The sequence below is a fragment of the Gilvimarinus sp. 2_MG-2023 genome (assembly GCF_030547685.1).
Lineage (GTDB): Bacteria > Pseudomonadota > Gammaproteobacteria > Pseudomonadales > Cellvibrionaceae > Gilvimarinus.
On the sequence record NZ_JAUOQM010000005.1, the window covers coordinates 123,561 to 136,312 of the forward strand.

The 12,752-nt window shown below is 52.6% G+C and carries 10 protein-coding genes; 5 read left to right on the forward strand and 5 right to left on the reverse strand.

Annotation, left to right across the window (positions count from 1 at the left end):
* Positions 1-154: 154 nt before the first annotated feature.
* Together rho and ubiD are read left to right on the forward strand one after the other, a co-directional pair.
* Positions 155-1,414, forward strand: a complete 1,260-nt coding sequence (rho, locus tag Q4526_RS01415; RefSeq protein ID WP_215974926.1) for a transcription termination factor Rho — start codon at positions 155-157, stop codon at positions 1,412-1,414.
* Between the two features lie 96 nt (positions 1,415-1,510).
* The gene (gene ubiD / locus Q4526_RS01420; RefSeq protein ID WP_215974927.1) at positions 1,511-2,977 is read left to right on the forward strand and encodes a 4-hydroxy-3-polyprenylbenzoate decarboxylase; all 1,467 of its coding nucleotides are present in this window, start codon (positions 1,511-1,513) and stop codon (positions 2,975-2,977) included.
* 272 nt (positions 2,978-3,249) lie between these two features.
* On the opposite strand, the gene Q4526_RS01425 is transcribed toward ubiD, so the two are convergent.
* Genes Q4526_RS01425 through dctP form a run of 3 tightly spaced genes read right to left on the reverse strand, consistent with a single transcriptional unit; the run spans position 3,250 to position 6,871 of the window.
* Complete coding sequence (locus Q4526_RS01425; protein ID WP_215974928.1) at positions 3,250-3,888, reverse strand: RpiB/LacA/LacB family sugar-phosphate isomerase; 639 nt, start codon at positions 3,886-3,888, stop codon at positions 3,250-3,252.
* Positions 3,889-3,946: 58 nt separating this feature from the next.
* A complete protein-coding gene (locus Q4526_RS01430; RefSeq protein ID WP_215974929.1) occupies positions 3,947-5,851 on the reverse strand; it encodes a TRAP transporter large permease subunit in 1,905 nt (634 codons plus the stop codon).
* 24 nt (positions 5,852-5,875) lie between these two features.
* Positions 5,876-6,871: a TRAP transporter substrate-binding protein DctP gene (gene dctP, locus Q4526_RS01435; RefSeq protein ID WP_215974930.1), complete on the reverse strand. Its 996-nt coding sequence runs from the start codon at positions 6,869-6,871 to the stop codon at positions 5,876-5,878.
* Positions 6,872-7,022: 151 nt separating this feature from the next.
* Between dctP and Q4526_RS01440 the strand changes: the two genes are divergently transcribed.
* From Q4526_RS01440 to kduD, 3 genes are all read left to right on the forward strand, one after another.
* Positions 7,023-8,204 carry a glycoside hydrolase family 88 protein gene (locus Q4526_RS01440; protein WP_215974931.1) on the forward strand — a complete coding sequence of 394 codons (1,182 nt, stop codon included), beginning with the start codon at positions 7,023-7,025 and terminating at the stop codon, positions 8,202-8,204.
* A gap of 80 nt (positions 8,205-8,284) precedes the next feature.
* Positions 8,285-9,337 (forward strand): LacI family DNA-binding transcriptional regulator, encoded by a 1,053-nt coding sequence (locus Q4526_RS01445; RefSeq protein ID WP_215974932.1) that lies wholly within the window; start codon positions 8,285-8,287, stop codon positions 9,335-9,337.
* Positions 9,338-9,402: 65 nt separating this feature from the next.
* On the forward strand, positions 9,403-10,164 hold the full coding sequence (kduD, locus tag Q4526_RS01450) for a 2-dehydro-3-deoxy-D-gluconate 5-dehydrogenase KduD (RefSeq protein ID WP_215974933.1): 762 nt from the start codon (positions 9,403-9,405) through the stop codon (positions 10,162-10,164).
* Positions 10,165-10,180: 16 nt separating this feature from the next.
* On the opposite strand, the gene Q4526_RS01455 is transcribed toward kduD, so the two are convergent.
* Positions 10,181-11,086, reverse strand: coding sequence for an ROK family protein (locus Q4526_RS01455; RefSeq protein WP_303609498.1), 906 nt, complete (start codon positions 11,084-11,086; stop codon positions 10,181-10,183).
* 129 nt (positions 11,087-11,215) lie between these two features.
* Positions 11,216-12,316 (reverse strand): LacI family DNA-binding transcriptional regulator, encoded by a 1,101-nt coding sequence (locus Q4526_RS01460; protein WP_215974934.1) that lies wholly within the window; start codon positions 12,314-12,316, stop codon positions 11,216-11,218.
* Between the last annotated feature and the right edge of the window lie 436 nt (positions 12,317-12,752).

Below are 12,752 nucleotides of genomic sequence, written 5' to 3' on the forward strand. Positions count from 1 at the left end.
AATAGAAATTTAATTGAAGTTTGCGTCGCAAAACAACAATATACGCGCCGGCTTTACCGATGGTGCCTAAATCCTTAAACCGATGGTATCTGTCACTTAGCCTGCTGGGCCGCAAATTCCTGCAACTTATTCATTCACAACCAAGTCCAACTGTATGAATCTAACCGATCTAAAAAAGAAACCCATTGAAGAACTGATTGATATCGCTCGCGAAACGGGTCAAGAAAACCTCGCTCGCTCTCGCAAGCAAGACATTATCTTTAATATCCTTAAACGTCACGCCAAAAGCGGTGAAGACATCTACGGCGACGGGGTATTAGAAATCCTTCAGGACGGTTTCGGCTTCCTGCGCTCGGCAGACAGTTCATACCTAGCGGGCCCCGACGACATCTACGTATCACCCAGCCAAATTCGACGCTTTAACCTGCGCACCGGTGATACCATTGCGGGCAAGATTCGCCCCCCTAAAGAAGGCGAGCGTTATTTCGCTTTGCTCAAGGTTAATCAGATTAACTTTGACAAGCCCGAAAGCTCCCGCAACAAAATTCTGTTTGAAAACCTCACCCCGCTCTTCCCTGATCAACGTCTACAGCTCGAAGCTGGTAATGGCTCTACCGAAGATTTGACCGGTCGCATCATCGACTTAATCTCTCCTATCGGTAAAGGTCAGCGCGGCTTGATTGTCGCACCGCCCAAGGCGGGTAAAACCATTATGATGCAGAACATCGCTCAGGCGATCACTCGCAACAATCCCGAGTGTCACATGATTGTTTTGCTTATCGACGAGCGCCCGGAAGAGGTAACCGAAATGCAGCGTTCGGTGCGCGGTGAGGTGGTAGCTTCAACCTTCGATGAGCCACCGGCCCGCCACGTACAAGTGGCCGACATGGTCATTGAGCGCGCCAAGCGTCTGGTTGAACACAAAAAAGACGTTATTATTCTGCTCGACTCCATCACCCGCTTAGCCCGTGCCTACAACACCGTCATCCCCTCCTCCGGTAAAGTACTCACCGGTGGTGTCGACGCTCACGCTCTGGAGCGCCCCAAACGCTTCTTTGGTGCCGCGCGCAACATTGAAGAGGGCGGCAGCTTGTCTATTATCGCCACCGCATTGGTCGATACCGGCTCGAAGATGGATGAAGTCATCTACGAAGAGTTTAAAGGTACCGGTAACCTGGAGTTGCACCTGGACCGCAAGATCGCCGAGAAACGCATCTATCCGGCCATTAACGTCCGCCGCTCTGGCACCCGTCGCGAAGACCTACTAATGAAAGACGATGAGCTACAGCGCGTGTGGATTCTGCGCCGCCTGCTGAACGACATGGAAGACGTCTCGGCTACTGAGTTTTTGGTCGACAAGCTCAAAGACTTTAAAACCAACGATGAGTTCTTCCTCTCTATGAAGAGAAAGTAATAAATCGGTGAATGGTTGACGAAAAACGGGGAACGTAAAATGTTCCCCGTTTTTCGTTATACTTTTCATAACCCGTAACCCGCATCCGGATTTACCATGAAGTACAGCGACCTTCGCGATTTTATTCAACAGCTCGAAGCACGTGGCCAACTAAAGCGCATCAGCGCCGAGATTGACCCCAATCTGGAAATGACCGAAATCTGTGATCGCACTCTGCGTGCCGGTGGCCCCGCCCTGTTGTTTGAAAACCCCAAAGGCTACGACATCCCCGTACTGGGTAATTTATTCGGCACCCCCGAGCGCGTCGCTCTGGGCATGGGCGAAGAGTCGGTAACCGAGTTGCGCGAGATCGGTAAACTGCTGGCATTTTTAAAAGAACCCGAGCCACCCAAAGGCTTAAAAGACGCATGGCAAAAATTGCCCATTTTTAAGCAAGTTTTAAATATGGCACCTAAGGTATTAAAAAAAGCGCCTTGCCAAGAGGTGGTATTAGAAGGCGACGCCGTTGACCTTGACCGACTCCCTATCCAAACCTGCTGGCCGGGGGATGCCGCACCACTCATTACCTGGCCTTTGGTTATCACTCGCGGGCCGCACAAAGAGCGACAAAACCTCGGCATATACCGCATGCAGAAAATCGGTAAAAATCGTTTGATTATGCGCTGGTTAAGTCACCGCGGCGGCGCCTTGGATTTTCGTGAATGGCAGCAAACAAATCCGGGCCAACCTTTTCCCGTAGCGGTGGCCTTAGGCGCCGATCCGGCCACCATTTTAGGCGCAGTCACCCCCGTACCCGACACGTTAAGCGAATACGCCTTCGCCGGACTTTTGCGCGGCGATAAAACGGAAGTGATCAAGGCTGGTGATAACGAACTGCAAGTGCCCGCCTCGGCCGAGTTTATATTAGAGGGCCACATTGCCCCCGACGACATGGCACCCGAGGGCCCCTACGGCGATCACACTGGTTACTACAATGAGGTGGATAACTTCCCAGTATTCACCGTCACCCGTATCACTCACCGGCGCGACCCAATTTACCACAGCACCTACACCGGCCGCCCACCGGATGAACCCGCCGTACTCGGCCTGGCCCTGAACGAAGTGTTTATCCCGCTGCTGCAAAAACAGTTTCCGGAAATTGTCGATTTCTACTTACCGCCCGAGGGCTGTTCGTACCGCATGGCCGTGGTTACCATGAAAAAACAGTACCCCGGCCACGCCAAGCGCGTCATGATGGGCGTCTGGTCATTCCTGCGACAATTCATGTACACCAAATTTGTGATCGTCACCGACGACGACGTCAACGCCCGCGACTGGCAAGATGTGATTTGGGCCATCACCACCCGCATGGATCCTGCGCGCGACACCACACTGGTAGAAAATACGCCGATCGATTACCTCGACTTTGCCTCCCCCGTTTCCGGGCTGGGTTCCAAAATGGGTATGGATGCCACCAACAAATGGCCCGGCGAAACCGACCGCGAATGGGGTGAACCCATCGTAATGGATCCGGCCGTTAAGGAAAAGATTGACGCACTGTGGGATGAGCTGGATATTCTTTGATGCATCGCACTTGATTTGAGCAACTATAAAAATATCTATAAAGGCGTCGAAATAAAACTAAAAGACGCAATAAAATCTTCTATTTTTAATATCATTTTTTCGAGAGTATCGCCTTAGGAGTGACCGGTAAGTCGCAAAGAATGTGGACCCGAAGCGGCAACTGTATCGCACTGTAGTCTTGCACAATCCAGCTTGACTATACCTCTGAGAGGTAAAGGCTCAAACAATTAACAAATCACAGGCGACACAACAGTGCCGCCTGTGATGATTCGCTAGGCTTCTAACACCTCTCGTACAAATGCATTCAAGGTTTCATCCTGGCTGTGCTCAAAAAAGCATTCCTGAAAACGCTTACCCGATACCGCTGTTTTTACCAAAGCCGGATCAATACTCTTGAGCGCTTCTACAAAATCCTTAGCCACCCACTCTTTAATGTTATTAAGAATCCCCGCATTCTCAACCTGTGAGGCTTTACGCTCGGGCGGATAACCTTGACCACGCTCGGACTCAAAGGCTTTTTCGAAGATATAGCGCATGTTCAGCTCGGCACCCCAGCCAAAACCTTTCGCGAAAGGCAAAGCTAAGGCATTACCATTATTGATTTGCGCAAACAGGTAAGCGTCCGAAGGATCAATACAATAACCACAAGTCACACCCGGATAAGCATTGAGTGACATCAACGAGCCCTGCCCAGTTCCGCAACCACTGATAACAAAGTCTACAGCTTTAGAATTTAACAAGAGACTCGCCATAATCCCCAGGTGGATATAGGTCAAACGGTGGTCATCCGGACCATCCATGCCCACATTAAAAACGGTGTGACCGCCGTTGCTCCCCACATACTCAAGCTCGTTAAGAATGGTTGGGTTTTTCTCTGCTTGACTAAATTCGTTCATCAACGCAATTTTCATCTTACTTCTCCTATGTCATTAGGCCCAAACTGGGCACTTTCTATGGACGATTGCTAATTTAGAAACCCAGCAGTCTAGGCAAAGCGAGACTGATGGGGGGATAAAAGGTAACCAACAACAGGCCGACAACCTGCATGGCAAAGATAGGTAGCAGTGGCGAAATAATTCGAGTGATTTTTTCACCGGTAATACTGCAGGAAACAAACAAAACGGTACCGACCGGCGGAGTCACTAACCCCAGCGCAAGGTTGTACACAATGATAATGCCAAAATGGATGGGATCCACACCTAGCTCTGTGACCACCGGGAAGAAAATCGGGGTGAAAATCAGCATTGCCGGAGACATATCCATAAATACGCCGACAATCAGCAAAATCGCATTAATCATCAAAAGAATAATGTACTTATTATCACTGACCAGCGTGAGTAGATGGCCAATCGTTTCCGGAATCGACGTAAACGTCATGGTCCAGCTCATCAACCCCGAGCAGGCAATGAGGAATAAAATAACGCCTGAGACCACCGCCGTATCGAGCAGCACCTTCATTAACGACTTCACGCTCAGAGTACGATACAGCAATGCCAAAATAAAACTGTAAAGCACAGCGACGCCCGACCCTTCGATGGCAGTGAAAGCGCCACCCAGAATACCGCCAATAACCAACACCACCATCAGCAAACTAGGGATCGCCCGCAGAATAATCCGCCCAACTTCACTTCGTCCGTAACGATGGCTTTCCGCAGCGTAGCCCTTGCGCTTGGCATACCACAAAGCGACCAACATAACGCAGCCACTCATGATCAGGCCGGGCAAATAGCCGGCGACAAAAAGCGCGATAATAGAGGCGCTACCGCCGGTGATGATAGAGTAAACGATCAGCGCGCCGGAGGGAGGAATCAACATTCCGGCCGGGGCGGACGCCGCATTAATAGCGGTAGTCATGGGCATATCGTAGCCCTTCTCGCGCGCGACCGGGCTGGTAATTCCGCCAATGGCTGACGCGGCCGCGATACCAGAACCCGACAAGGTACCGAACAACATATTGGACAGGATGTTGGCCTGCCACAAACTGCCGGGTATGCGCTGCCCTAACATCATGGCCAAATCGATAAGACGCCGAGCCAATCCGGTTTCATTCATCAAGTTGCCCGCAAGAACAAAAAAGGGCAACGCCAGAAAACCAAAGCTGTCTAGCCCACTGAATATAGTTTCGCCGATAGTGGGCATCACCGTAGCCGGATTAACGTGCAAAAACAGCGTCAGTATGCCCGAGAAGGCGAGCCCCACCGCAATAGGGCTGCCAATAATTAAGAAAACAAAAAAAGTCCCGAACATCACCACCAAGGAACTTAGTGCAGGATTATTCGCCCCCCATTGCTGGAAGAGGCCCGCATCGGCTATCGCCCAAACGGTGGCAACGATGACGCTGAGCAACACAAACGGCAACACCAGCAGTAAGGACGTAGTTTCCGGCTGTTTCCACATTAGGGCCAAGCTGCGCAGCTGAGAATAGGCCGTTATCAACCCCGCCAACACCAACACCAATTGCAAAGTCCCCACCGGCACTTGCAACATCGGCGTCCGCATCAGGGCGTTAAAGAAGAAAGAGTCGTAACCGCCCCAGACAAGTATGAGCCCAAAGGTCAGTGTCAGGTAATGGTTCAGTGCTTGGACAAAGTGCTCACCCCTGCGGGGAAGGACATCCATCAACAGCGGCAGGTTCAAGTGCCGACCGAGAAGGAAACAATAACCACCGCCCAGCAACCCTAACCAAATTAATGCGTAGCGTAAAAACTCCTGCGTCAGCATACTCGGAGCATTAAAAAAATAACGGGACAGCACCTGATAAAAAATTGCCAGAGACATTAAGGCCAACAAAGCGGCGAGACTGTACCCCAGCCCTTTACTGATCAGAGCGGTGAATGTTCGGCCAGTGCCGATTGCAGGTTGTGGTGTGGTCATGGGTGGCTCACTCGCAATGATCGTTTATTGGGGTATATCGCGGCCGGCGGCACGAAAGATTGCTTCCAAAATCACGCCTTGCTTAGGGTCTTGAAGCGTTTCGCGGTACATGGGCTGAACGGCTTTGATAAATGGTGCCTTATCCACCTGAATAAAATGAACGCCCATCTCTTCCTTGGCGAGGGCCACCGTCTCCGCCTCATTGGCTTCGGCGAAATCAACCGACTTAAGACTGACGTGGCGAAATTCTTCTTCAACAATCGCCCAATCCTCTGGCGCCATTTTTTGGGGAAACTGTAGACTTGTGACCACAAAATCGGTCAAACGTGTTTGCTCGGTCACCAAAACATACTTGGCAACCTCGCCAAACTTTGCTTGATACAGGCCAGCCAGCCCACCCTCAGCACCGTCCACTACCCCTTGCTGTAAGCCCGAGTAAAGCTCCCCGAATGGCATCAACACAGGCGTGGCGCCGAAACGCTGCAGCATCTCTACATAGGTTTTGCTGGGAATGCTGCGCAACTTCAATCCCTTTAGGTCATTAATGTCCCGCACCGGCACGGTCGTGTAAATACTGCGAAAATCACTGCTAAGGAACGCCAGCGGCGCAAAGTGGTGGCGGGTAGCCGAGGCAAACAATGTCTCGTGCACCAGTGGGCTGCTCATCACAGCCCGGTACTCATCTGCCGAACGGAAGAGGTAGGGCATATTGACCACCCCGAATTCGGGAATCACGCTTTCCAGAGCCGCGCTATTAACCAATCCGGCGTCGATAACGCCACGCTGAACCTGCTGCAGATACTGCAGCTGATCTCCCAGCAGACCGTTGTGAAAAATTTTAAAACGCACGCGCCCATCGGTGCGTTGCTCTATGTTCAGAGCGGCCTCCTCTATAAGGCGACCGGCGGTTCCATCTTTCTGGACACTGGTGGCGATGCGGTAGGTTTCAGCCCACGACGGCGCAGCGCCCGAGAGGATGAACAGGGTCAGCAAACTAAACGCGACAGAACCAAAGCGCATTATTCAACCTCCTGGGGCTTACCCCTGTGATACGACCTATGATTTTGATGGTGGCAAATATAACAAGAAATATCAACGAAAAAATAGATATTGACGAAACTTTTTCTCTAAAGCACAATGTTTTCGTTAATTTTTACTAAGGTAAAGTGTCATGCAGGTTCAAAAAGCATCCTATTTCGCCCGGAAGGACGACCCCGCGCCGACCCTCGCCCACCGGGAAGCGCTGATGCGCTGTGTTGACCGGCTGAACGAATCCCGCGTACTGGCCGGAGCGCGCAACCCCAAAATTGGCAAAGAAGGCAATCGCTGGTCTTACTGTCAGGGCTACGACTGGGTCATGGGGTTCTACTCAGGGCAGCTTTGGCTCGCCTATCAAGTGACCGGTGACCCCGCACTGCGCGAAGCGGCGCAATTACGCCGTCCCCAGTTTCGCGCGGTATTAGAAGATCGTCGATCTCGCGATCACGACATCGGCTTTCTGTTCTCCCTCCACTCGGTTGCCGACTGGCAAATGACTGGCGACGAAACGGCACGCAACATGGGCCTGGAAGCGGCCCGAGCACTGCTGAGCCGCTTTCGCGAAGAAGGAGGCTATCTCCAAGCGTGGACGCCCGTAGGGCCGCACGACCCAGATCAAGCCGTCTTCGCCAATGGGCGAATGATTGCCGATACCATGCAAAACCTGGCTCTGCTGCACTGGGCACACCGAGAAACCGGTATTGCAGATTTTCGGGAAGTGGCGATGCTGCACGCACAAACGACCCGCCGCCACCTTGTGCGAGAAGACTCAACCAGTTTTCACACGTTCTTATTTGATCCCTCGACTGGAAGACCACTGCGCGGCGAAACCCACCAAGGGTACGCCGACGACTCCTGTTGGGCTCGCGGTCAATCCTGGTTAATTCACGGCTTTGCCAATTGCTACGCGGCTACGGGTGAGCCCGAATCTTTGGATTGCGCCCGCGCCGTTGCCGATAAAGCCATTGAGTTAATGGGAGAAACCTCAGTGCCCGTTTGGGATTTTGCCCTGCCAGCCGATGGCACCCACCCGGTAGACAGCTCCGCAGGGGCTGTGATGGCGGCGGGCATGTATCTTTTGGCCGATCTTACGCACAGCGATGAGTCTGAGAAGTGGCGCTCCCACGCCGACCGATTACTCGATGGTCTACTTGAGACCTGCGATCTCACCCGCACGCCGGGGGCTGAGGGTCTTCTGGCTCACGGCGCCGCTTTTGTACCGGCAGGTCGAGACGACGCCATGCTGCCCTATGGTGACTATTACTTTATGGAAGCCTTAATGCGCTCGTTAGGACACCGGCAATTTTTTTGGTGATCGACTCATCAAGCGCGCGTTGTTTCTCACCAATGAACGGTGCATAGTAATCGGTTAACTGTAACCGAGGAGTGACAAAAGTGACATCTGATGTAAACACCGAGCCCACCCTACGAGATCTGGCCGACGAGGCCGGAGTGTCCGTGGCGGCCGTCTCCAAAGTGCTGAATAACCGTAAAGGCGTCAGCACGGAAACTCGGGAGCGGGTTTTACGTATCGCTCGGGAGTTGGGCTATCGCGGGCGAGGCGGGCGGCTCGCAGAGGAGAAACTAACCTCCGCGGCCATCGTAACGCTGGACCGGTATGTCACTAATGACAGCTTCTACGGTGAGATCATTCATAGCATCGTACGCGAGGGGCAGGCAGCCGGTATTAATGTCAGCGTTTCGGTAACCGGCTCGCCCGAAGGCGCGGCGCATCCCGACACTCTGTTTCCCGCCGGCCCACCTCAGGCGGTTTTTTTAGTGGGCATTGACGAGCCCGCCGTGGTGGATGCAGTTCATGCCCTCGGACGCCCCACGGTCATCGTTAACGGCATGGACCGACACATGCGACTGCCTAGCGTTTCACCCGATTATCACCTAGGGGGCTGGCGCGCGACACGTTACCTACTCGACTTGGGTCATCGCAACATCGTTCATGTTACACACCCCTACCGCGAGTCATTTCGTCGACGGGTGGATGGTTTCCGCAATGCCATTGAAGAAGCGGGAATAACGTTCGACCCACAGAGCCATCTTCTTGATTTGGGCTCTCCAGAGGCCATCAGCATCCGCGCGCGGGAAATTGTTACGAATTATTTGAACAGTGTAGATGAACGCCCGACCGCTTTTTTCTGCGTCAACGACATCGTAGCGCTGGGCACTATACAAGCACTGCAGGCCAACGGTCTTAGCGTACCCGAAGACGTATCGGTGATGGGCTTTGATGGTTTATCGGTTGGCGAACATGCTTCGCCCTCACTGACCTCAATGCAAATTGATCGTCAAGAGGTGGGGCGAGCCGCTATCCGTCAGCTGCAAGATCGAGTGGTATTCCCCGATCGCCCAGCTCAACGCGTTTCGATTGGTGTTGATTTGTTAGCCCGAAAAAGTACCGGTCCACTTGTTGGGGCTGGCGCCATTAACAATTAATTCGTGGTGAGTTAGTACACCTCCCACTATTGGGGGCGGCTCGCCACGACTGAACGGAGGTATTTATGATTTTAGATAATTTTAACTTGCACGGCAAAGTTGCCTTAGTCACCGGCTGCAATACCGGTTTGGGCCAAGCGATGGCTGTCGCGCTCGCCGAGGCGGGCTGCGATATCGTTGGGCTCAACTTCAGTGAACCCACCGAAACCCGTGAGCAAATTCAGGCACTGGGCCGCGGCTTTGAAAATGTGCACGCGGACCTGCGCAAAACCGACGCCATTGCCACTGCCGTTGAGACAGCCGTATCAGCATTCGGCAAGCTCGATATTTTGGTCAATAACGCCGGCACCATTCGTCGCTCTGACGCCATTGAGTTTAGCGAACAAGACTGGGATGACGTTTTAAACGTTAATCTGCGCACGGTATTTTTCTTAAGTCAGGCCGCCGCCCAACAATTTCAAAAGCAGAACAGCGGCGGGAAGATTATCAATATTGCCTCCATGCTGTCGTTCCAGGGGGGCATACGAGTGCCAGCCTACACGGCTTCAAAAAGTGCGATTATGGGGCTGACAAAAGCGCTGGCCAACGAGTGGGCCAAGGCGGGTGTGAATGTAAACGCAATTGCACCTGGCTACATGGCGACATCCAACACCAAGGCACTTCGAGAAGACAAACAGCGCAGTACGGAAATTTTGGGGCGCATCCCCGCCGAGCGCTGGGGACTACCGGAAGATCTAAAAGGGCCTGTGGTCTTTCTAGCCTCCGAGGCGTCAGATTATGTTCACGGTTACACCATCGCTGTCGATGGCGGCTGGCTGGCTCGCTAAATCTGCGAGCGCCCCGTTACGGGGTCGCCCACAAACGGGCGGCCCCTCTCACCCCAGATGAGTCACCCCAACGCGGCGGCAACACACTACCTCGCCATGTGTCATTAAACACATACTGCTCAATGACCGACGGCAGCTCTTTATAAAGCATCGGAATATTCGAAAGACCGCCACCAATGACCACCACGTCAGGGTCGACCACATTGCACAAAGAAGCAATGGCACGCCCGACGCGATTAATAAGAGCGGATATTTCGTAGATAGCGGCGGTATCACCCTCTTGCGCCAACTGCGCAATCGTTTTTGCCGACTCCTGCTTACCCGTGCGAGCACTAAAACACCGAGTAAGCGCGGTTCCGGAAATCCACTGTTCCAAACACCCCTTTCTGCCACAATAGCAGGCGGGGCCATTGTTTTCGGTTAAGTCTGCCCAAGGCAACGGATTATGCCCCCACTCAGCCGCAATACCATTAGCACCTTCTATTAACTGACCACCGATAACCAGCCCTCCGCCGCAGCCGGTACCCAATATCAACCCACACACAATCTGCTTTCCACCTGCCGCACCATCATAAGCTTCCGATAGCGCGAAGCAGTTGGCGTCGTTGGCGATTCGTATAGGGCGCTGCAAAGCGGCTTCGAGATCCCGGGTGAGTGGGCTGCCATTAAGGTACTGGCGATTTGAATTGCGCAATTTGCCGGTCACTCGACAGACCGAGCCCGGGGTGCCAATACCCACACTGGCGCGCTGGCGAAGCTTTAAGGTTTGCTCGGTTTCCGTCACCAGTCGGGAAATTGTGGCAATCGCCTCCTCGTAGGTATCCGGGGTGGGCGCCCTCAGGCGGGAGCAAAACTCCCCCGAATCATCAATAGCGGCCACCTCAATTTTTGTACCGCCAAAATCTACCCCTATGCGAATCACTGCTTTGCTCCACTGCTAAATAACCTCAAAGGCTTAAGCCTTCGCTCAAGCTAAATGGTATCGATACCAAATATAACTTGCAAGCGTTATTTATTCAGCTCAACGAGTCAGTCATGGAGAGTTGCGATGTTATTTTGCAACCGGGCCGGTAGAGCCTCGCGCTATCAGTTTGTACGGGGCCACATAGTGCTTAACCACACCATCATACTTTGAGGCGCCGGGGCCAGCGGCAAGAATGTCCGCAAGCATGGTCACGGCGGTTTCAGCCATTTCCGCAATAGGCTGATGAATGGTGGTTAACTGAGGCCAGACAGCCGACGCCAGGGCGGTATCATCGAAGCCAGCGATACTGACATCTTCTGGTACCTTCAACCCTAAACCATGAGCGACTGCAATTAACCCAGTAGCCATTTCGTCATTACAGGCAAAAATTGCCGTCGGCCGTATTGAGACGGGGAGCTGTAAAAGACGCTTCCCCACTTCAAGCCCACAGCGGTAACTAAAATCACCTTCCGGCATCCACTGATCAGGCACCTCGATAACCGCTTCGGCCATAGCGGCCAGATAACCATGTAACCGGTTTTCGGCGGGCGAGTGAGCAGGGTCGCCTTTGACGAAAGCGATTTTCTTATGCCCTAGACTGATCAGGTGATGCGTCATGGCACGAGCACCAGAGAAATCGTCGATCAACACAGCCGGCGAATGCAGGCGAGGACTGCCCGAAGCAAAACTAAGTGGCAGTACATCTTTTTGAGCCGCCAACTGTTGCGCCTCCAGCGAATCGCAGATCGGAGGCGGGAGGATGACCCCCTCTACCCCCAGTTCAATCAGCTTTTTTAGTGCATCAATCGGTTCAGAGTGAGCCAAAAGCGGCTCAATCAACAGCTGACAACCCCGCTGACCACTGGCCGCGAAAGCCCCCATTAAAAATTCCCCGAGATTAGAGGACTTGGGGTTGCTAAAAATGATGCCAATTCGCTGCTGTCCACTACGAGCAGCCCGAGCCGCTAAGTTAGGGACATAATTTAACTCCCGTATAACTTTTTCTACCCGCTCGCGCATTTCTGGGCTCACCGAGGTAGAGCCATTCACCACTCGCGACACCGTCATCGAGCCCACACCGGCTTTGGCGGCGACATCGTGCAGAGTCACCGACTGTTTGCGTGAGGGCTTGGATGATTTAGTTTTTTTGTCTTTAGGCGGGTTAATAGGCTTCTTCTTTGAAGGCATAGGTTAGCGTCCTCGTGAGTCCCGGCTGGTAGCGCCGGCTGCTATTTTCAAGCCGATGGGAGGCCTGTGCAAGGCATTTTGTTAGCTCCACCACCATCTCCCTTGAACTTTCACTCGGGCCTTTATATTTTTTTATTATATAAATAACTAACAGCCAAACATAAAACAATAAAGAGCAACTCCGAAACAAACGAAATCATCCACTTAAGTTACTGGTTTTACAGGAACTTTCGCAGTTATCGTTAACGACCCCCTCTAACGAACGATGCGTGAAAATAGAATACTCCCGATCAAAGGGGGCCAATCATAACTTTAAAAAGGTTGTGATAATCGGTTGGTATCGATACCATTCAATGGCTGGCTGATTCCGTATTAGCTGTAGTCCGGCCGAGGACGGAAAGGCCCCAATATACAAATAAATAAATCAGATAACGAT